General features: G+C 72.4%; 18 protein-coding genes and 1 pseudogene. 6 read left to right on the top strand and 13 right to left on the bottom strand.

The annotated features are described in order from the left end of the window. Positions 1-139: 139 nt before the first annotated feature. Positions 140-424 carry a hypothetical protein gene (locus F0L68_RS14620; RefSeq protein ID WP_149850099.1) on the top strand — a complete coding sequence of 95 codons (285 nt, stop codon included), beginning with the start codon at positions 140-142 and terminating at the stop codon, positions 422-424. Positions 425-633: 209 nt separating this feature from the next. On the opposite strand, the gene F0L68_RS14625 is transcribed toward F0L68_RS14620, so the two are convergent. The 3 genes and pseudogenes from F0L68_RS14625 to cysD all read right to left on the bottom strand — a co-directional run bounded on the left by F0L68_RS14625 (position 634) and on the right by cysD (position 3,490). After that, on the bottom strand, positions 634-1,299 hold the full coding sequence (locus tag F0L68_RS14625) for a response regulator (RefSeq protein WP_149850100.1): 666 nt from the start codon (positions 1,297-1,299) through the stop codon (positions 634-636). Between the two features lie 47 nt (positions 1,300-1,346). Then, positions 1,347-2,579: pseudogene (locus F0L68_RS14630) on the bottom strand (sulfate adenylyltransferase subunit 1); the annotation flags it as partial. Continuing rightward, a complete protein-coding gene (cysD, locus tag F0L68_RS14635; protein ID WP_149850102.1) occupies positions 2,579-3,490 on the bottom strand; it encodes a sulfate adenylyltransferase subunit CysD in 912 nt (303 codons plus the stop codon). The gene cysD and the pseudogene F0L68_RS14630, both read right to left, overlap by 1 nt. Positions 3,491-4,479: 989 nt before the next feature. Here cysD and F0L68_RS14645 point away from each other — a divergent pair. Beyond that, positions 4,480-4,656: an adenylyl-sulfate kinase gene (locus F0L68_RS14645; protein WP_223198796.1), complete on the top strand. Its 177-nt coding sequence runs from the start codon at positions 4,480-4,482 to the stop codon at positions 4,654-4,656. A 33-nt stretch (positions 4,657-4,689) separates the two neighbouring features. Here the strand turns inward: F0L68_RS14645 and F0L68_RS14650 are convergent, their stop codons facing one another. Both F0L68_RS14650 and F0L68_RS14655 read right to left on the bottom strand, forming a co-directional pair. After that, positions 4,690-5,544 carry a VOC family protein gene (locus tag F0L68_RS14650; protein WP_149850104.1) on the bottom strand — a complete coding sequence of 285 codons (855 nt, stop codon included), beginning with the start codon at positions 5,542-5,544 and terminating at the stop codon, positions 4,690-4,692. A gap of 52 nt (positions 5,545-5,596) precedes the next feature. Further along, positions 5,597-6,457, bottom strand: a complete 861-nt coding sequence (locus tag F0L68_RS14655; protein ID WP_149850105.1) for an NAD(P)H-binding protein — start codon at positions 6,455-6,457, stop codon at positions 5,597-5,599. A gap of 140 nt (positions 6,458-6,597) precedes the next feature. Here F0L68_RS14655 and F0L68_RS14660 point away from each other — a divergent pair, with 140 nt between their 5' ends. Then, on the top strand, positions 6,598-7,059 hold the full coding sequence (locus tag F0L68_RS14660; protein ID WP_149850106.1) for a MarR family winged helix-turn-helix transcriptional regulator: 462 nt from the start codon (positions 6,598-6,600) through the stop codon (positions 7,057-7,059). Between the two features lie 28 nt (positions 7,060-7,087). Here the strand turns inward: F0L68_RS14660 and F0L68_RS14665 are convergent, their stop codons facing one another. The 5 genes from F0L68_RS14665 to F0L68_RS14685 all read right to left on the bottom strand — a co-directional run bounded on the left by F0L68_RS14665 (position 7,088) and on the right by F0L68_RS14685 (position 12,737). Beyond that, positions 7,088-7,648 (bottom strand): DUF3995 domain-containing protein, encoded by a 561-nt coding sequence (locus F0L68_RS14665; protein ID WP_223198797.1) that lies wholly within the window; start codon positions 7,646-7,648, stop codon positions 7,088-7,090. A 157-nt stretch (positions 7,649-7,805) separates the two neighbouring features. After that, complete coding sequence (locus tag F0L68_RS14670; RefSeq protein WP_149850108.1) at positions 7,806-8,132, bottom strand: nuclear transport factor 2 family protein; 327 nt, start codon at positions 8,130-8,132, stop codon at positions 7,806-7,808. A 46-nt stretch (positions 8,133-8,178) separates the two neighbouring features. Then, the gene (locus F0L68_RS14675; protein ID WP_149850109.1) at positions 8,179-9,615 is read right to left on the bottom strand and encodes a dynamin family protein; all 1,437 of its coding nucleotides are present in this window, start codon (positions 9,613-9,615) and stop codon (positions 8,179-8,181) included. After that, positions 9,612-11,477 (bottom strand): dynamin family protein, encoded by a 1,866-nt coding sequence (locus tag F0L68_RS14680; protein WP_149850110.1) that lies wholly within the window; start codon positions 11,475-11,477, stop codon positions 9,612-9,614. Before F0L68_RS14680 ends, F0L68_RS14675 begins: the two co-directional genes overlap by 4 nt. Positions 11,478-11,585: 108 nt before the next feature. Next, on the bottom strand, positions 11,586-12,737 hold the full coding sequence (locus tag F0L68_RS14685) for an IniB N-terminal domain-containing protein (protein ID WP_149850111.1): 1,152 nt from the start codon (positions 12,735-12,737) through the stop codon (positions 11,586-11,588). Positions 12,738-13,055: 318 nt separating this feature from the next. Here F0L68_RS14685 and F0L68_RS14690 point away from each other — a divergent pair, with 318 nt between their 5' ends. From F0L68_RS14690 to F0L68_RS43520, 3 genes are all read left to right on the top strand, one after another. Beyond that, entirely contained in the window at positions 13,056-14,567 is a 1,512-nt protein-coding gene (locus F0L68_RS14690; protein ID WP_149850112.1) for an Hsp70 family protein, read from the top strand. An 11-nt stretch (positions 14,568-14,578) separates the two neighbouring features. Continuing rightward, the gene (locus F0L68_RS14695) at positions 14,579-17,092 is read left to right on the top strand and encodes a helix-turn-helix transcriptional regulator (protein ID WP_149850177.1); all 2,514 of its coding nucleotides are present in this window, start codon (positions 14,579-14,581) and stop codon (positions 17,090-17,092) included. 415 nt (positions 17,093-17,507) lie between these two features. Beyond that, complete coding sequence (locus F0L68_RS43520; protein ID WP_223198798.1) at positions 17,508-18,404, top strand: helix-turn-helix domain-containing protein; 897 nt, start codon at positions 17,508-17,510, stop codon at positions 18,402-18,404. 28 nt (positions 18,405-18,432) lie between these two features. Here the strand turns inward: F0L68_RS43520 and F0L68_RS14715 are convergent, their stop codons facing one another. From F0L68_RS14715 to F0L68_RS14725, 3 genes are read right to left on the bottom strand one after another with little or no spacing between them, the layout of a single operon-like run. After that, on the bottom strand, positions 18,433-19,029 hold the full coding sequence (locus tag F0L68_RS14715) for a DUF4865 family protein (RefSeq protein WP_149850113.1): 597 nt from the start codon (positions 19,027-19,029) through the stop codon (positions 18,433-18,435). A gap of 20 nt (positions 19,030-19,049) precedes the next feature. Continuing rightward, positions 19,050-19,448: a (R)-mandelonitrile lyase gene (locus F0L68_RS14720; RefSeq protein WP_149850114.1), complete on the bottom strand. Its 399-nt coding sequence runs from the start codon at positions 19,446-19,448 to the stop codon at positions 19,050-19,052. Between the two features lie 50 nt (positions 19,449-19,498). Then, positions 19,499-20,080, bottom strand: a complete 582-nt coding sequence (locus F0L68_RS14725) for a TetR/AcrR family transcriptional regulator (RefSeq protein ID WP_149850115.1) — start codon at positions 20,078-20,080, stop codon at positions 19,499-19,501. Between the last annotated feature and the right edge of the window lie 76 nt (positions 20,081-20,156).

The following is a 20,156-nucleotide window of genomic DNA, read 5'->3' on the forward strand; positions in this document are numbered from 1 at the left end:
CCCGGTGGAGCTGCGCCTGGTGGGGCTGCGGTCGCCGGAGGCAGGGCCACCGGAGGCAGCGCCTGCGGAGGCCTGTTCGGCGGAGCCTTTGCCAGCGGAGCCTTTGCCAGCCGAGCCTTTGCCAGCGGAGCCTCTGCCGGTGGAACCGCCGCCAGTGGAGCTGTTGTCGGTGGAACCGCCGCTGGTAGGCCTGCGACTGGTGGGCCTGCGGCTGGTGGAACCGCCGCCAGTAGAGCTGCCGCCAATAGAGCTGCCGCCAGTAGAGCTGCCGCCGGTCGAACTGCCGTCGGTAGGCCTGCCGCTGGTGGAACCGCGGCCGGAGGCGTCCCGCCTGGTGGGGCGTTGCCCGGCGGAACCGTGGCCGACGTCGGCCTGGGGCTCGGGCGCGCGGGCGGACTTCCCGGCGGCGGAGCCTGGTCGCTGATGCCGCCCGGAAGGCGCGGACCCGTCGTTCACACCCGACATCTTCCCCCGGCGACCGTCCCGGCCCTCGACGGAGGGTCAGCCCGCCAGCTCGGCGGGGTCGTCGACGGCGATCCGGGCCGCCACGGCGTGCGCCACCAGGCCACCGAACTCCGCCGCCTTTCGGAGGTCGGGCTGGGCGCGTCAGGCTGGCTGCGTCGGCCGGCTGCGTCAGGCTGGCTGCATCAGGCCGGCCCGGTAGGCGAAGGACACCAGTTGGGCGCGGTCGCGGAGCTTGAGCTTGCAGCGCAACCGGTACACGTGCGTGCGGACCGTGGTGATGCCGATCGCCAGCTCGTCGGCCACCTCGTCGGTGGACATGCCGCGCGCCATCAGCAACAGCACCTGCCGCTCCCTCGGCGTCAGCGCCGCCACCACCGGCCTGAGCAGCTCCTCCGGCTGGGTGTCGCGCTGCCGGAACCAGTCCACCAGCCGCTGGGCGACCTGCGGCGCCAGCATGGTCTGGCCCTGCGCCGCCGCGCGGATCGCCGACCCCAGCTCCTCCCTGGTGGCCTCCTTGACCAGCAGGCCGTTCGCGCCGGCGTGCAGCACGTTCGTCACCATCTCGTCGCTGTCGCTCATCGCGAACACGACCACTCGCGGCGCCGGTTCCAGCGCCTCCTTGTTGAGGCGGCGGATGAGTTCGAGGCCGGGGATGCCGTGCAGGCTCAGGCCGGTGACCACCACGTCCGGCCGATGCGTCCTGGCCAGCATGATCGCGTGGATACCGCTGTCGGTGGTGTCGATCACCTCGATGTCGGGTTCGGCGTCCAGGAGCGTGCGCAGGCCGTCGCGGACGATCGGCAGTTCGTCGCAGACCAAGACCCGTAGCGGCATTGTCACAGGCCCTTCTCGGTGGAGGTGCCGCCGGACCCGGTGTTCTTCACCATGCCGCCCGCCACCGTGTGGTTCGTCCTCGGATCGATCAGGACGAAGCCGCCGGTGGTCCGGTTGAGCTGGTAGTCGTCGCACATCACCGGCTGGGCGGTGCGCAGGCGGACTCGCCCGATGTCGTTGAGCCCCAGCCGATCCGCGTCGGCGCGGTGCAGCGTGTTGACGTCGATCCGGTAGTCGATCTCCTGGAGCACGGCCGGCACGCACCGGCTGGTGTGCTTGAGCAGCAACCGGGTTCCCGGCGTGACGGGCTCCTCGCCCATCCAGCAGACCGTCGCGTCGATGTCCTGTAGGACGGCGGGTCGGTTGCGCGGCCGGCAGATCAGGTCGCCGCGCGCCACGTCGAGGTTGTCGGCCAGCCGCAGGGTGACCGACATGGGCGGGAACGCCTCGTCCAACGGCCCGTCCGGCGAGTCGATCGAGGCGATCGTGGTGTGCTTTCCGCTCGGCAGCACCACCACCTCGTCACCCGGACGGAGCACGCCGCCGGCGACCTGGCCAGCGTAGCCGCGGTAGTCGTGGAACTCGTCCGAGCGCGGCCGCAGCACGTACTGCACCGGGAAGCGCGCGTCGATCAGGTTGCGGTCCGACGCGATGTGCACGCTTTCCAGGTGGCTCAACAGGGTCGGCCCCTCGTACCACGGCATGTGGTTGGACCGCTCGACGACGTTGTCGCCGCTGAGCGCGGACATCGGGATCACCGCGAGGTCCTGCACCCGCAGCTTGGTGGTGAACTCGGCGAAGCTGTCCCTGATCTTGTTGAACTCCTCCTCGCGGTAGTCCGCCAGGTCCATCTTGTTGACGGCGAGCACCAGGTGCGGGACTCCGAGCAGGGACAACAGGAACGCGTGCCGGCGGCTCTGCTCGGTCAGCCCGTTGCGGACGTCGACGAGCACGATCGCCAGGTCCGCGGTCGAGGCGCCGCACACCATGTTGCGGGTGTACTGCGTGTGGCCCGGCGCGTCGGCGATGACGAACTTCCTGCGGCCGGTCGCGAAGAAGCGGTAGGCGACGTCGATCGTGATGCCCTGCTCGCGCTCCGCGCGCAGGCCGTCGGTGAGCAGCGCGAGGTTGACGTACTCGTGACCCAGCCTGCGGCTGGTCCGCTCGATCGCCTCGAGCTGGTCCTCCGCGATGGCCTTGGAGTCGTAGAGAAGACGTCCGATCAACGTGCTCTTGCCGTCGTCGACCGAGCCGGCCGTGGCGAACGTGAGCAGTTCCATCAGAAGTAGCCCTCCCGCTTGCGGTCCTCCATGGCCGATTCGCTGAACCGGTCGTCGGCGCGGGTCGCGCCGCGCTCGCTCACCCTCGTGTTCGCCAGTTCGGCGATGACCTCGGCTGGTGTGGCCGCGGACGACAGCGACGCGCCGGTGCAGGTCATGTCGCCGACCGTGCGGAACCGCACCTGCTCGGGGTGCACCCGCTCGCCGTCGCGCAGCGTCAGGAACTCGTTGGCCGCGAACAGCATGCCGTCGCGCTCGAACACCTCGCGCTCGTGCGAGTAGTACAGCGAGGGCAGCTCGACCCCGCGCTGCTCGACGTACTGCCAGATGTCCAGCTCGGTCCAGTTGGACAGCGGGAACACCCGCATGCTCTCGCCGGGATGGATCCTGGCGTTGTAGAGGTGCCACAGCTCGGGACGCTGGTTGCGCGGATCCCACTGGCCGAAGCTGTCCCGGAAGGAGAACACCCGCTCCTTGGCCCTTGCCTTCTCCTCGTCGCGCCGGCCGCCGCCGAGCAACGCGTCGAAGCGGTGCTGCGAGACGGTGTCCAGCAGCGCCGCGCTCTGGAGCTGGTTGCGGCTCACGCTGCCGATCGGCTCGTGCATTCGGCCGTCCGCGAGCATCTCGGGTATCGAGCCGACCACCAGTCGCATGCCGACCTCGTCGATCAGCCGATCGCGCAGCTCCATGGCCTCGGGAAAGTTGTGGCCGGTGTCGACGTGCACGGCCGCGAACGGGATCGGCGCTGGCCAGAACGCGCGTCTGGCCAGGTGCACCATGACGATGGAGTCCTTGCCGCCGGAGAACAGCAGGCCGGGATTCTGCGTCTCTGCCGCGACCTCCCGCAGGATATGGACGGACTGCGCCTCAAGAGTGTCGAGATGTGTGAGTTGGCACGTTCCCCCAGTCACGCGAGCTTGCTCCTCTCGGTTGGGTCAAACCTCGACGGAGCCTCCGCGCGGGCGATCGACGTGGTGACGCCTCGACGCCGCGCGGAGGTGCAGATCAGTACACGCAGGCGGGCATGCCGGAGCCACGGCCGCCCGGTCCGGCCGTGCCGGTTTCGAGCAGCCGTGTGCCGCGACCCACAGGCCGCGTTGTTTCTCGCACGATGACGCCCCCAGTGCCCCGGTCGAACGGCGCCTGTGCTGGGCGGTCGTCCGAGCTTCGAGCCTCACTAGGAGTGAATCTAACTCAGCGTCCCCTGAATAGGAAGGGACATTTTGTCTAACCTGTAACAAGGGGGCTAGGCCATAGGAAACACTGTTGGGGGGCGGACTGTCGGATAGGTCTTCCTTGCTGTGGAAAATACATCTGTTCGGCGAGGCGTTCACCCGATCAGCGCCTAGCGGCGACGTTTATGCTCCGAAAGGGGCAGCATTTGATCGTACGATGTTGATGCTTTCGGCGGTACCTGACGGATCTGGGCGTCGTCAGGTCAACGGTGGGATCATCCGACTGTGAGGACCCGATCTACCTGCGTAAAGATCCGGTGAGCACGACGGCGGATCCGGACCGGGATCCGGCTGATCGCCCCTTCGGTCGGGTGGGGGTGCCCGTTCGGTCGCCCCGGTGGCCGGCGGGCCGACCGCCGCGCGGACCGGCAACGTCGACCCCGGTGCGGTAGGCGCCGTGCTGACCGCCGGCGCGCCTCGGCGCATACTGAATCGTTGACGCAACGCGCCGCTCGTGCTGATGATCGGCGCTCGGGAGTATGCCCAAGGTGGTTTCATGCGGTTCGGCGAGCCGGGTGGGATTGTTGTCGAACCGCGCGTCGGCAAATGAATACCACCGTCATTGTCGTCGAATTCTCGCTTTGTGAATTCAACGATTTTCGCGGCGGAGTGCGAGGTGTGATCACACGGAACGGGCTGCTAGGGGCCGCCGGGCCGCCGAGCCGGTGGCCGAGCGCGGGCGGCGGGTCCGGGTGCTCGACGGCGACGAACTGCGCCGGCGCCTGTTCGTCGTTCTCGGTTTCGACAGGGCGGATCGCGACGCGAATGTACGACGCGTCGGATTTGTCGCGGAACTGCGCGCCCGACAGTCCACAGTGGACTCGCCGAGTTCGGTGAGATAGCCCGCCGGCCCTGCCGTGACAGGGCGGCGATCCTCAGTCGTCGTTGGGGTCGTCCACCTCGGCGCTGCCGTCGTCGATGATCGCCTGCGTCGGGTCGATGATGGCGAAGGTGGCGTGCGACGGGTCGTCGAGGACGGCGATCCGGCCGAACTCCGTGTCGTAGGGGCGAACGCGGATGCGGCCGCCGATCCTGGCCGCGTGCAGCGCGGTGTCGTCGGTGCCGACGTCCGGGTCGACCACCAGGTGCGTCAGCCAGTGCGGCGGGATCGTGCCAGGCACGGCGTGGCCCATCCTGATCCGGCCGAGCACGACCTGACCGTCGAGCGACCAGACGCTGTAGTCGAAGTGCCGGACGTCGCCGAGCTGTTCCTGCTCGTAGCCGAACAGGTCGCGGAAGAAGTGGTCGGCGCCTCGGCCGTCCCGCGTGCTCAGCTCGGCCCAGATGAACGAGCCGGGCACGCCCGTCAGGAACGGCCACTCGGCGGCGGCCTGCCACAGCGAGATGCATGCGCCGCCGGGATGCCGCACGACCAGCATGGTGCCGTGGCCCGGGAGCGTGAGCGGGCCGGTGAGCACCTGCGCGCCGAGCCGGGGCAGGCGCGCGGCGACGGCCAGGACGTCGGGAGTGGTCAGGTAGATCCGCCACTGTGAGGGATGGCCGTGCGGGGCGGTGTAGAGGCCCGCGACCGGCTGGTCGCCCAGCAGGGCGAAGGTGTAGTCGCCGCCGGCGATGTCGGGCTTCGTCTCGTACCGCCAGCCGAACAGCTCGGTGTAGAACTGCCGCGTCGCGCCGGGGCGCGTGCACGGAAGGTCGATCCAGCACGGCATCCCCGGCGCGCGGGAGCCGGTCGTCGACGCGGTCATGGTCGCCTCCCTGGTGATGGTCACGTCCAGGAACCATGATCAACGCTACGGACCGGAAGCGACAGACCCCGTTGCGTCACACTGCAACAGTCGGGAAACCAGCGGCGTTGCGGGCGCACCACTCGGCAAATGTCGTCGGCCGGCGGCTGAGCAGCCGCGCCACCGTGTCCGTGCGGAGGCCGATCGTGTCGGCGCGCATGAGCGCGAACCCCTCGGTGATGGCGGCGGCGAGCGCGGGCGGCGCGCCGTTGGGGAACCGGGACCGGACGGCCTCCTCAGGGGTGGCCACCTCGCGGACCTCCAGGTCGCGGCCGATCGCCCCGGCGAGGATCGCGACCTGCTCGGTGACGGTCAGCGGCTCGTCGCCGGTGAGGACGTACTCCTTGTCCTGGTGGCCCGGTTCGGTCAGGGCGAGTGCGGCGACCGCAGCGATGTCCGCCGGGTCGATCGGCGCGTATCGGCCGGGGCCGACCGGGTCGAGGACGAAGCCGCCGGCCAGGATGGTCGGCACCCACTCCAGTGCGTTGGTCATGAAGCCGCCTGGCCGCAGGACGGTGGCCGGGATGCCGGCGGCGCGGACGATCTCCTCGCGCTCGTGGTGCCAGCGGCCCATGGCGGGCATCGGGTCGCCGAGCACGTTGCTGGAGGACAGGTGCACGATGCGGCGCACCCCGGCGGCCTTCGCCGCGGCGACGATGTCGGCGGCCTGGTCGGTGCCGATGCCCGGGGTGAGCAGGAACAGCGCGTCGACGCCGTCGAGTGCGGGGGCCAGCGTCGCCGGATCGTCGAGGTCGCCGACCACGCGTTCGGCGCGTGCGGGCAGGGCGGTGGCGCGGGCGGGATCCCGGACGAGGACGCGGAAGGGGACGGCCCGGTCGTCGAGCTCGCGGCTGAGTTCGCGGCCGATGTGCCCGGTGGCTCCGGTGATCAGTATCATTAGGCTTCCTGAGGTCGTTTGCCGTCTAACGATTACCGGAAGAACGTTAGCCGGGAAATGATTAGCCGTCAATCGATCTGTCCGGGGCGATCCGTCGAAGGCCGGATCGGCCGGTTCCGCACGACACCGGGAGGCCCGCGGTGCCCGAGTTCCTCGACCTGCACGGCAGGACCGGAAAGGCGCTGCGTGCCCTCGCCGACGAGGCCATGCGGCGGCACGGGCTGCACGTCGGGCAGAACGTCCTGCTCGCGGCCCTGTGGGAGCGCGACGGCAGCACCCCCGGCGAGGTCGCCGCCGCGCTGCACGTCACGACGCCGACCGTCGTCAAGATGGCGACCAGGATGACCGCGGCCGGCCTGCTCACCCGGGTCCGCGACGACCGGGACAACCGCCTCGTCCGGCTCTGGCTCACCGATGCCGGCCGCGCGCTGCAAGGCCCGGTCGAGTCGGAACGGCGGCGGATGGAGGACGCGGTCACCGCCGACCTCACCGACGCCGAACGCGAGCACCTGATGAGCGCGCTGACGAAGATCCACCGGTCGGCCACCGAACTGCTCGGCGCGAGCGGGCCGGCCGACCACGACGACCCGGCCGCTGGCTGACCGCGACGGGCGGCGCGCGGGATACGACCTAACCCACGCCGAGCACCAGCGCGGCCGCCGACAGGAGCAGCGCGCCGAGGCCGCCGACCGCACCCGCGATCGTCGCACCCCGGCGATCGGTCCGGTCGAACCGGGCCCGCGCGGCGAGCACGAGAGCGACCCCGCCGGCCAGGAACCACGGGCCCCACAGGTAGGTGTACCAGCGGTTGATCGGCTGCAACGCCGGGTCGAGGTCGATCACGTGCGCCTGCATCAGCAGGCCCTGCCCGACGAACAGCGCGCCGTGCCAGACCAGCAGCACGCCAGCGCCCCAGGCCAGGAACTGGAGGAGGCGGCTCATGCCCAGCCCCCACGCGCGGCGGCGCGCGAGGGCGAGGCCGAGCAGTCCGCCGACGACCTTGAGCGCGCCGGTCACCCACAGCACCGTGAGGAACGCCGGGTCCCGGTCCCGCGCAAGCTGGACGAGCGCGGGCGCGACGGTGGACGACGCCCCGGTCACGCCGCCGAGCGCCCAGTAGAAACTCGGCACGGCGAACGCGAAACCCCATACGGCGGCGGCATATCCGGGCCAGCCGGGACGCCTCGTCATGTCACGCGACCTCATGATCGAGATTCTGGGCGGCCGATCCTGAGACGGCGCTGAGAAGGCGGTGCTCTGGCGGCCGACACCGACGTGGCGAAGGCCACGAAGGCCCGGACCGCGCCGCTGCCGGCCGTTCCGTGCGTGTCACGTCCGTTCGGGGGCGTCAGCCGAGGAAGTCGACGCGGTCGATCAGGCCGTCGCGGACCCGGTAGGCGACCAGCACCCGGAGGGGGTCGTCCGCGAGGCCGTGGGCGATCTCGTGATCCACCACCCAATCTCCCTCGGTGAGGCGTCCGACGATCTCGGCCCGGCACCGACCCAGCGCGAACTGCTCGGCGTATCGCTGCCGCAGGGCGTCGCGCCCGAGGAAGTGGCTGCCGTCGCGGCGGTTGACGCGCACGTCGGCGGCGTACGTCGCCGCGAAGGCGTCGAGATCATGGCTGTTGTACGCGGCGAGCTGGCGTTCGACGACGGTCTCCGGGGCGGTCACCGGCCGATCATGCACGGCGTTCGTCCGATTCGTCCAGCGGGGATGCCTAGCCACGCTCGGCGACCAGCCGCGCCACCATCCCCTCGCAGCTGCGCACCACCGTGGCCGCCGCCTGCCGCTGCCGCGCGGTGAACAGGGGGTTCTCCGCCTGCACCCGCCAGCGGTCCACCACGTCTACCGCGAGCTGCCGCAGTTCCGACCCGGTCGCCGCCTCGGCCACCCCGAGCCGCGCGTGCACGCCCGTGCCGGCGGCCCCGAGCAGCCGCTGCGCCTCCAGGTCGAGACCGTCGGGCAGCGTGGTCCTGCCGCACTGGAGCGCGGCCGTCAGCCGCAGCTCGCGGAACTCGTGCGCGCTGGCCAGGACCCGTTCCAGGTGCGCGGTCAGCCTGGCCGCGCCAGGGTGCGGCTCCATCCGCAGCACGTCCTCCAGCGCCAGCAACGCCGAACGCGCCTTGAGCACCTCGCGCCGCTCGGTGAAGCACTGGCCGATCGACTCGCGCAGTTCGGCGAGTCCGCTGCGCTGCACCAGTTCCGCGGTGAGCGCGGCCTGGTTGTGGCACCCGGTGCGGATCAGCGTGACGGCCAGCCGCACGCCGAACACGCCGAACCGGTTCAGCAGCTCCTGCCGGATCTCCTGCGACACCGCGGCGGGAAAATCGGTGCCGGCGAAGCGATCCGCGGACAGCAGCGCGCCGTCCAGCGCGGCACGGGGTGTGCCGGCCAACGCGCTCAGCGCGCCGAACTCGTGCTCCCGCAACGTTCTCGCCGTGTGCGCGAGCAGCCCGGCCACCGCGACGACGTTCTGGCACAACGGGCTCACCTGCACGTCGGCGCGGTAGCGGCGGGCGACCCGCTTGGCCGCGCTGAGCGCGTCGATCCGGCTCGCGCCGAGCTCGTCCGCGTGCGACAGCACCAGGATCGCGTTCACCGGCCCGGCCGACGCCAACGGCGGATGCTGCAACGACTCCAGCGACTGGGTGTCCGTGCCGTGCAGGTGCCTGGTCAGGTACAGCACGGCGTCCGCCTCGCGCGCCAGCCGCTCCGCCGCGCTCGGCGGGCAGGCCGGCGTGTCGATCAGGGTCGCGCCGCGCAGCGCCCGGCTCGGCCAGTCCACCGAGATCCGCTCGACCTGCGGCGGCGGCCAGGACCGCAGGTCGATGCGCAGCCGCCGGTCCACCCGGTCCACCGGCACGTCCTGCGCCGCGCCGTTGCGGGTGACCAGGCTGGCCCTCGGCGGAGCGCCGTCCCGGTACCAGGTCGGCACCTGTGTGCCGTCGGACAGCTCGATCGGCGCGATCTGCTCGCCGACGATGGCGTTGACCAGCGTCGACTTGCCCGACTTCTGTTGGCCCGCAACGGCAATCCGCACCGGCTCGGCGAACCGCTCCAGCTGGTGACCGAGCCAGTTCGTCGCCCTCGGGTTCCCCCGGTAGAGCGCCGCGGCCTCGTTCAGCGCGCCCCACACCGCCTCGTCCAGCGTCACGCGGAGATCTCCAGGCTGCCGTGGTGCTGCGGCGCGGCCTGCTGGCCCGCCAGCGACTGGACCCGTTGGTGCAGCGCGACAAGCTCGGCGACACCCTGCTGCGCCTGGCGCTGCCGCCGTTCCTGCTGCGCCGCCTCGGTCAGCGCCGCCCTGCGCGCCTCGGTGGCCGCCTCGACGAGCGCCTGTTGCAGTTCCTCGGCCAGCGCGGTGAAGTGGTCGCGCAGCGTGCGCTGCACTCGCCGGATGGTGTCCCTGCTGTCCTTGCTGACGGCCAGGAAGAAGTCGTCGACGTGCCGCTGCGCCGCGGCCTTCGCCGCCGCCTGGCGTCGCTTGAGCCTGCTGTCCGCCTCGTCCTTGATGCCCTTGCCGCCGAACGCCGCGCCGGCCCCGAGCGAGATCGCGTTCAGCAGCGGCATCCCGGCGAGGCTGGTGATCAGGCCGAACATCAGCACACCGCCGTAGGAGTTGCGCAGCGCGGTGAACGCCTTCTGTCCTGCGGTGAACCGCTCGAGGCGCGGCCGTTCCAGCGCGCCGACACCGCCGGTCAGGTCCTCGGGGAACACCAGCCGCGCCGCCGACGTCTCGCCGCCGGGGCGGCCGGGGAAGTACTGCGCGAGCCGGTCGGCGATCCACCGGGACCGCTCGACCAGCCAGGCGAAGTTCGTGTCGGCGGCGTCCGCGAGGTGCTCGGCCAGCCAGTCCTCGAACGCGTCCCAGGACAGCACGGGGTCGGCGTCGTCGAAGACCCGGTCGACCTCGCGGAGGATCTTGCGGGTGCGGTCGCGCATGTCGTGTTCGACGTCGGACACCAGGTCGGCCATGTCGTCGGCCAGCATGGTCTGCCACCGGGTGGAGCGCCGCCGCAGCTCGTCGATCGCGCGCTGCACGTCGCCCCGGTCCGCGAGCGCGGCGGAGGCTGGCGAGGAGTCCGAGGCGGCCTGCTGCTCGCGCAGGGTCACCACGAGCTGCGCGAGCGCCGAACCACCGACGACGGCGACCGACCGGCGCGCCAGCACGTCCGGTTTGCCCGTCATCTCCTGATGCAGCAGGCCGATCAGGTTGGGGAAGCCCGACTCCTGGTTGAGCGCGGCGTCGCCGGTGCGGGTGGCCTCCAGCCGCAGCGTCGCCGACGCGGGCACCAGCGTGACGGGCAGTCCGTTGCTGTCCAGCCGCGCCCGGTTCCGCTCGGCGACCTGCCGCCACCTCGGCGACAGGTCGATCTTGCTGAGCACCACGAGGATGTTCGGGCAGGTCGCGGCGACCCGGCGGAGCAGCGTCAGCTCGGTGTCCGACAGCTCGTGCGTCGCGTCCGAGACCAGCAGCACGGCGTCGGCTTGGTCGAGCGCGGCGAGGCTGTCGACGGCCGGCCTGGTGTGCGGGTGGCCGGAGGCCGGGGTGTCGATCAGGACGAGCCCGGCGGCGAGCAGCTTGCGCGGGATGCCGATCTCGGCGCTGACCAGCTCGGCGTCGCGGTGCGCGCCGGACCTGCGGCCGACCTGGCGGGGGATCTCGTCGATGGGCACCGGCACCCGGCGCAGCGCGGGCAGTGCCCCGGTGGCGGTTCTCGGCGTGAGGGCGGCCGGGTCGAGCACGAGCGTGGCGCCCGGCGACTCGGCGTGCCGCACGAAGGTGGGGACCGTGGTGGTCAGGTCGTCGCCGACCGGACACACCGGCGCGTTCACCAGCGCGTTGATCAGCTGGCTCTTGCCCTGGCCGGACTCGCCGATGACCAGGATGTGCAGCGCGGGATCGAGGAGTCTCGCCCGCTGCCGGCGCAGCCGTTGGGCGAGGTCGGGGCGCGCGTGCGCGGCGCATGCCCTGATCGTGTCGTCCAGGAGTTCGAGCCAGGGCGGTGCTGTCACCCGGTCAGTGTGCCGTCTTAACCCGTTCAGGTGTAACAGTGCGTTTCCCTGCCAGACAGGAGTCGGGCCCGTCCAGGGAGGCGGACCCGACTCCTTCGCCACGGGGTCTTAGAGGCCGAGGTGCAGGTCAACGCCGAGGACGCCGTGCACGGTGTGGTCGACGAGACCGGCGTGCGCGTCGCTGTTCACGGTGCCGACCGGGGAGGCGCTGGCCGAGTCGCCGACCGGGCTGTGGCTGACGACGTCCGCGACCGGGCTGTGGTTGACCACGTCGGCGACGGGGCTGTGCGCGACGGCGTCCCCGAGGCCGGTCTGGCCGACGACGCCGGTCACGGTCGAGGTGACGTCGTGGACGAGCTGCGTCGGGTCGGTCGGGAGGTGCCCGACCGGCAGGTGGCTGGTCACCAGGTCGGTGACCGAGCCGTGCTGGGCGTGGCTGAGGGCGTCGTTCGCGGCGTGCTGCGCGGCCTGGAGCGCCTGGCCGGGGTCGGCGGGCAGGGCGGGCACGCCGGCCGGCAGGTGCACCGGGAGGTTGCTCGGCAGCTCGGTGGGCAGGTGCGCGGGCAGCGCGGCGGCGGGCAGGCTCGGCACGCCGAACGGCGTGACGGCGCCGAGCGGGCCGACCTGGCTGGCCAGCGCGTTGAACGCCGACGCCGGGTTGGTCAGCGCGCCGGCCGCGATGTCGGTGGCGCCGGTCACGGCGTTGGTGACGGTCTGCGCGGTGCCGGTCGGGTTGGCCAGCGCGCTGGTGACGGTGGAGGCCGCAGTGCCGAACGCGCCGGAGTCCAGCGTGTCGGTCACGTCGCCCGCCGCCTCGAAGCCGGCGTGCAGGCCGTGGCCGGGAGTGAACCCGACGACCCCGCTGGCATGGCCGAGCGGAGTCCTGACCCCGCCGGCAGCGTCGAAGCCATGGGTGTGGTCACCGAAGTGCGCCACACCGCCGACCCGGAACTCGGGGCTGGGCAGCTGGCCGCTGAGCGCCTTGGTGACGAAGGTGAGGTGCGCGACGGCTCCGGAGTGGCCGGCCTGGAGCGTGTCGACGTGCAGGTCGCCGAGCGCGTGGTCGAGGCCGCCGAGGCCGTGCACCGGCGCGTAGTCGACAACCAGCGGGATGACCTCCTGGACGTCCTCGGCGCTGATGTCGCTCAGACCCGCGTGGTGGAGGGTGCCCTCCGGGTCGAGTTGGAAGGCCGACAGCGCCTGCGGGTCGCTCAGCAGGTTGAGGACGAAGCCGTGCAGGGTCTGGTCCGAGTTGACCATCGGGGAATTACTCCTGAGGAAGTCGTGCCGGTGGGGGGAGGGCTGGACGTGTGCCGGTCCAGTGCAGGTAGGGACGCTACGGCGGGTCGCCGCGACAGGACATCGGGGATTACTCCGAGTTTGGATCCGTTCCCCTATGGGGTGAGGGGATCTCACCCGTTAGGGGATTAGGGGATTTTGGGATCCGGGAAACCTAGGTTCCCCTCGGGAGCCGACCCCTGGTACGAACATCGGGTCCACGGGCATCACTCTGACGGGTGAGGTCCGATTGGGTATGCGACCGGCGCGACGCAAGCGAAACCTGGAGGAATCACCTGTATGCCGTACGTCCTCGGGGTCGACGTGGGCACCAGCCGTGCGAGCGCTGCCGTCAGCAGACGGCGCGGCTCCACCTGGGGTGACGTGGAGGACGTCCGGCTCGGCGTCGGCTCCGCCACCGTCCCCTCGGTGCTGCACCTCGCCGCCGACGGCTCGGCCCTGGTCGGCGAGGACGCGGAACGGCTGTCCCTCGCCGAACCCGAGCGGATCGTGCGCGGCTTCAGCCGTCGCGTCGGCGACGACGTCGCCGCGGCCACCGGCGACACCGCCCAGGACCTAACCGCCGCGTTCGTCCGGTGGATCGCCGACCGGGTCGCGGAGCGGGAGGGCGGCGCGGCCGACCACGTCGTCGTCACCCACCGCGCGGGCTGGGGCGGCTACCGCAGGGGCCTGCTGCACGAGGCGCTGCGGCGGGTCGGCCTCGGCGGCGCGACCCTGCTGCCCGAGCCGATCGCGGCGGCCGAGAGCCTCACCGTCCGCGACCGCGTCGAGTCCGGCGACACCGTCGCCAGCTACCGGCTCGGCGGCGGGCCGTTCGAGTCCTCGGTGGTGCTGCGGACCGAGAGCGGCGCGTTCGAGCTGGTCGCGAGCGCGGAGAGCGCCGACGACCTCGGCGGGGCGCAGTTCGACGACGTCGTGTTCGAGCGGCTGCGCGGCGAGTTCGGCCGCGCCATCGACGCGCTCGACCCCGCCGACCCGCAGGCCCTGCTCGCCGCCGCCGACCTGCGGGACCGGTGCGTCGAGGCGAAGGAGGCCCTGTCCACGGCCCCCACCGCGACGATCCCCGTCCACCTGCCCGGACTGCGCGCCGACCTGACCATCACCAGGATCGAGTTCGAGGAGCTGATCCGGCCCGCCGTGGACACGACCGTGGCGCAGCTGCTGCGCACCGTGCGCGCCGCCGCGACGCGGCCCCGCGTCGTCGTGCTGGTCGGCGGCTCGGCCAACATCCCGCTGATCGCGGAGCTGGTGGCCGCGCGGCTGTCCTGCCGGGTCGCCGTCGAGGCCGCCCCCGAGGGCACCGTGGCGCGCGGGGCTGCCCTCGCCGCCTGCCGCCTGGCCAGGTCGGCTGGTGGGCGCGCCGCGCTGCCGCTGCCGGCCGAGCCGACCACCGTGCTGCCGGCCGTGGTCGAGGCCGAGCCGCCGCACCTGCCCGAGCTCGTCCGGCGGCCCGACGACGAGCTGGACGTGCCGCCGCCGCGCCCCTCCTTCGAACTCACCCCGCTCGACTTGCCGGAGAAGCGGTCGCTTGCGCGGCTCGTGCCCGGCGTGCGGCCTGCCGCGCTGAAGGCGATCGGCGCGGTGCTGGTCGTCGCGGGCGTCGCGCTCACGATCTTCTTCCAGGCCGGCACCTCGCCCAAGCAGTCGCCGGCCGGCACGTCCGGCGCCGGGCCGGCCAAGCCCGTGCTGAACACGGCGCCGGAGACCCCCGTCGCGGACCCGTCGATGCTGTCGTCGTCGATCCAGCCATCGTCGGCGCAGTCCTCCCAGACCAAGGACAGCGGCCGTTGAGCCAGCGCACCATGACCCGGGCCATCCTCGACGCGACCGCAAGGGGACTGGTCGACGAGATCGCGGCCGACCCGTTCGCCCCGCTGCGCGTCGCCGTCCTCGCGCCGGGCGGGCACGGCAAGACCACGTTCCTGCGTGAGCTCGGCGAGGTCTACCGCGGTGCCGGCGTGCCGGTGCTCGAGTCCCTCGCGGACGCGGTGGCCGCAGCCGACGACGACGCCGCGCTGCTGGTCGACGACGCGCACCTGCTCGACGACGCGACGCTGGACGAGCTGCGCGGACTCGTGGACACGCGACGCCTGCGGATCGCCGTGGCCTGCCGGCCGTGGCCGAGGCCCGCCGCGCTGACCGAGCTGACGGCGGCGCTGAGCCGCACCCGTCCGCCGCTGCTACCAAGGCCGCTCGACCACCAGCAGACCGAGGACTTCCTCGCCGCGCGGCTGCACCTGCCGCCCGGCCCGGCCGTCGTGGAGTTCCTGCGCGGCCAAACCGGTGGCGTGCCAGGGTTTCTGGACCGCGTCGTCGCCGCGCTCGACCCGTCCGGTGAGCCCGCCGCGCACCTCCCGCCCGCCGCGATCGCCGCGTTCGGCCCCGACCTCGACCGGCTCGACCCGGACGCGCAGCGGCTGCTGCTCGCGGTCGAGGCAGGGGTCGGCCTGCACATCGACCTGCTCGGCCAGCTCCTCAGCCGGGACCAGGACGCCGTCAGCGACGTCATGCAGGCCTGCCGGGCGACCGGGCTGCTCGGCAACGACGGCACGCTGCTGCCGATCGGCCGGCGCGCGGTCGCCGCGCTCATCCCGGCCGAACAACGGATCGGCGTCCGGCAGCGGCTCGCCGAACTCCAGCTCGACCGAGGCGCGCCCGTCCTCGGCCTTGCCAGCTCCCTGCTGGACAGCGGCGCGAGCGGCGGCAGCGTGGCCACCGTCTTCCACGTCGCGGCCCGCGAGGCGCTGCCGGACGAACCGGCGCTGTCCGCGCGGCTGTTCGCCGCTGCCGTCGCGGCTGGCGAGCCACCCTCGGCCGTGAAGGTCGGCTGGGCGGGCGCGGCCGCGCTGTCCGGCGACCTCGACGCGGCGCTGCGGCTGGCCGACCAGCTGATCGCCGCGCCGGACCCGGTGGACCGGGCGGCCGGCGCGAACGTCGCCGCCGCCGCCCTCGCGCACTGCGGACAGCTCGGCCGCAGCGCAGAGCTGTACCGGTGGGCCGGCACGGACTCCGCCCGCGCGTTCGCCGCGGTCGGCCTGCTCGGCACCGGACATCCCGACAGCGCGGCGAAACTCGCCGAGACTTCGGCGGACGACGGGCCGCCGACCCTGCTCGCCGGCGCGGCATCCCTGATGTCGCAAGGGATTCACGACTCGGTCACCGGATCGGCGACCACCGCGCTGTCCGCGCTGCTCCGGTCGGCCGCGCTGCTGGAGCCCGCAGGCAGGGCGGCGCTGCTGCCCGACAGCCCGGCCGCGCTGGCCGCCGTCGTCGCCGTGCACTGCGGCGAGCTGAGCATCGCCGAATCCGTGCTCCAGCGCGCGGTCGCGGCCAACACCGGCGGCCCGCTGATGTCCGTCCGGCACCTGCTGCTGCTCGGCTGGATCGCCATGGTGCGCGGAAACACCGTGGCGGCACGGGACTTCCTCACCTCGGCCACCGCGAAGACCCCGACGCTCTGCCCGCGCGACTGGCTGTTCGCGACCGCGCTCGAACTCGGCCTGGCCCGCCGCACCAGCGACCTTGCCGCGCTGCACCGCACCTGGGGCGCCGCGTGCGAGGCCGTCATGCGGCACCCGGTCGACCTGTTCACCCTGCTGCCGCTCGGCGAGTTCGTCATCGTGGCCGCCCGCCTGCGCGACCAGGACCGCCTCGCGCCGCACCTGCACGAGGCGCTCGACCTGGTGACGCGGCTCGGCGGCGCGCCGCTGTGGGCGACGACCCTGCACTGGGCCGGACTGCACGCCGCGATCATCGCCGAGCAGCCCGACGCGGCGGCCGAACACGCGCGGGCGCTGACCGCCTGCGCGGGCCACAGTCGTTACGGCGCGGTCATCTCCGCCGCCGCCGACAGCTGGATCGCCGTGGTCGGCGGCGATGTCGACCCCGCGCGGGTGGAGGACGCCGCGCGCGGGCTGCACGGCGTCGGCCTGTGGTGGGACGGCGCGCGGCTGGCCGGACAGGCGGCGATCCGCACGTCCGACCGTGCCGCGATGGTGAGCCTGCTGGACTGCGCGCGGCTGTTGCAGGGCAAGGCGACCGGCCGGGCCGCGCAGGCGACCCCGGCCGACGAGCACAGGGCCGCGCGCGCCGCGGCCCCCACCGACGACCTCGCCGCGACGAGGCTCAGCGACCGCGAGCGGGAGGTCGCCGAACTCGTGCTGTCCGGGTTGACCTACAAGCAGATCGGCGACCGCCTGTTCATCTCCGCCAAGACCGTGGAACACCACATGGCACGGATGCGCCAGCGCCTCGGCTGCACCAGCCGAGGCGAACTGCTGACCCAGCTGCGCCGCCTGCTCGGCGCGACCGCCTAGCCGGGAGCCTCCCGCAGCGGTGCTGCCGCCGCGCGACGCCGGGTAGCGGGGCTCGATTGCTGGAGCGCCGGGTACTCGACACCCGCGCCGATTCCGCGCGTGGTGACGTGGTGATCTGACACACTGGCCAAGTGAAGCTGCGTCGGCCTCCTGCGCCCGTGATGGGGGTTTTGGCGTCCGCTGGCCCAACGTTCGGCGCTCTGGCGGCATACACCGGGCAGCTGTCGGTGGCGCATTTCGTCTGGCTGGGGGCGATGACCTCGGCGCTTGGCCTCGCGACATGGTGCTCGGAGTTGAAGCCCGGCAAAAAAAAGACCGGACAAACACCCGCCATATGTGGCCGGTTCACGTTCCTGTCCTTGCGGTCCTAGCGGGTCGTTCCGGGGCATTTGCGCTGGCGGGAGAGGAAGCCAGGGTGGACGAGGCGAGCGCGGGGGACGGCGGGAAGGCCGTTGGCCAAGCCAGTTCCTGGGGCGGCTCGCCGGGGAACACCAATCCGCAGCCGGGACCTCAGTCTGGCCAGGGTGGCACCGAGGAGGCGGAGAGGTTCGGCGAGCTGCTGCGGCGGGCGCGGGAGCGGCGGGCGCTGACGCAGAATCAGCTCGCGGGGCGCTGTGGATTATCTGGGCGCACCATCCGCCGGCTGGAGACCGGCGAATCCACCCCCCGGCTGAGCACGCTGCGGTTACTGGCCGAGGCGCTGGGCCTGGAGCCCGCCGAACGCGCCCGGTTCCGCCGGACGGCCGGTTTCGGGCTGGATCCGACAGGGGCGTTGGAGTTCGGTGCGCTGCTCCAGTGGGCGCGGGAGCGGGAAACGCTGACGCAGGAGCAGCTGGCGGAACGCTCCGGGGTGTCCCCGCGCGCCATTCTCGGGCTGGAGACCGGCGCACGAGGCGGCCTCACGGTGGCCACACTGCGGTTGCTGGCAACGGCGCTGGACCTGGCGCCCGCCGAACGCGACACGTTCCTGCTGGCCGCCGCAGACGACCGCCCGCGACTCCTCCACCAGACGCCCGGATTCGGAGAAAGCGCGGACATGGAGGAAGGGTTCAGCGCGCAGGGCGTGCAGGAGTGGATCCGTGCGATGTTCTACGGGGAGCGGAGGCGTGCGGGGCTGACGCAGGAGCAGTTGGCGGTAAGCTCCGGGGTTTCCGTGCGTGCCTTGCGCCGACTGGAGTCCGGCGACCACGGCGGCCTCACGGTGGCCACGCTGCGGTCGCTGGCCGACGCGCTCGGCCTTAAGTCCGTCGAGCGCGACGTGTTCCTGCTGACCGCCGTAGACGGCCGCATGCGCCACCCACACCAGACATAGGGTTCACGATCATACTTACCGCGCAACGCTATCGAAGCTCGGCCAACTCCGGTGTGGACACGTGCAGCACCTCGTACCGCTCCGTCGCGTCCTCCTCCGGCGGGACCGCGTCCGCCCACAGGACGAACCGCAGCAGCCGCCAGTCGCGCGGATCGACGGCGAGGGCGGCGGTGTGCACGTCCTCGCGTCGAGCCAGCTTCGCCAGTTCCTCGGTCTCCCGCTCGATCCTGGCGGCCAGGCCGAGCCCGGTGTCGTCGGCGTCGGTCGGCAGTGCGGTGAGCCGCCGCGAGGCCGCCTTCGGCGCGGCGGCCCTGGCGGGCCCGGCCACGGCGGCGATGCCGGTCCAGTGGTCGACGCTCGGGCGGCCGAAGAAGCGGATGATGTTCTGGAACCGGCCGCTGCCGGTGACCAAGAAATCGCTCATGGACGCGGTGTCGTTCCACAGGTACACGCAGGCGTACTCGTTGACCGGCGAGCCGTCGACGCCCCGGTCGCGAAAGAGGTACGCCTTGAGGCCGAGGCCGGCGCGGTCGTCCAGGGAGTGCACGGCGGCCCCGACGCGCTCGCGGAGCTGCCGCGTGTCGTAGTCGGCCGGCAGGGTGAAGGCGTACTGCATGGCGTACATGGGATGCGTCCGTTCCTCGATCAGCCGGCCAGGTACTCGGCGTCGGTCACGGGTTCGCCGCGCTCCGCCTCGGTGCCGTCCTCGGCGACCTCCTGGATGGCCAGGTGGGTCATGAAAGTGGTCGGCCCTGCGCCGTGCCAGTGCCACTCGCCGGCGGCGACGCGCACGCTGTCGCCCGCGCGGATCGTCTCCACCGGCCCGCCGCGCCGCTGAACCAGCCCGGTGCCCTCGGTGACGTACAGGACCTGGCCGAGCGGGTGGCTGTGCCACACCGTGCGTGTGCCGGGGGCGAAGTGGACGCTGTCGACCCGCACCCGGGACGGCTCGGCCGGGCCGCTGATCTCGTCGATCCAGGCGGGCCCGGTCAGCCATTCGGTCGGTGCTGCGGCGGTCGGGGCCTGCGTACGCGTGACGTGCATGGTGTGGCGCGCTCCTCGGCGATTCCTGGCTCTGCTGGGTGATTCCTGGCTCAGCGGGTCTGGGCGGCGAGCAGTCCGAGCACGCCGTCGACGGCCTGGTCGAACGGCGCCGTGGAGTCGGCGGCGCGGGCCAGCACATAGCCGCCCTGGAGCACCGCGACGATGGTGGAGGCGGTGGCGGCGGGGTCGAGCGTGTCGGTCAGTTCGCCCCGGTCGCGGCCCTCGGCGAGCACCTCGGCGAGCCTGCCGCGCATCGCGGTGAAGGTCTGCTCGACCGGGCGGCGCAGGACCGGATCGGCCATCACGTCGGGGTCCTGGGTGAGCCGGCCGATGGGACAGCCCTTGAGCACGTCCCGCTCGCGCCGCAGATAGGCGGCGATCCGCTCGACCGAGGTGCCGGGCGCGGTGAACTGCCCTTCGGCCGCCGCGAGCATCTCCTCGGCGGTGCGGCTGATCGCGGCCAGCGCCAGGTCGGGCTTGCCGTCGAAGTGGTGGTACATGCTGCCCTGGCCGACCCCGGCCCGCTGCTGGATGGCCTTCGGGCTGGTGCCGACATACCCGCGCTCCCACAACAGCTCGCGGGTGCTTTCGATGAGGCGGTCCGCCGTGTACGTCACGGAGTCAGTGTACATACCAGTAGGTACAACGCGTGGTGCGGTGTTGAAGACGACTCCGGTGGATCTTGTGCCTTTCAACGGGCACCCGCCC

The organism is Solihabitans fulvus, from assembly GCF_008386585.1.
GTDB lineage: Bacteria > Actinomycetota > Actinomycetes > Mycobacteriales > Pseudonocardiaceae > Solihabitans > Solihabitans fulvus.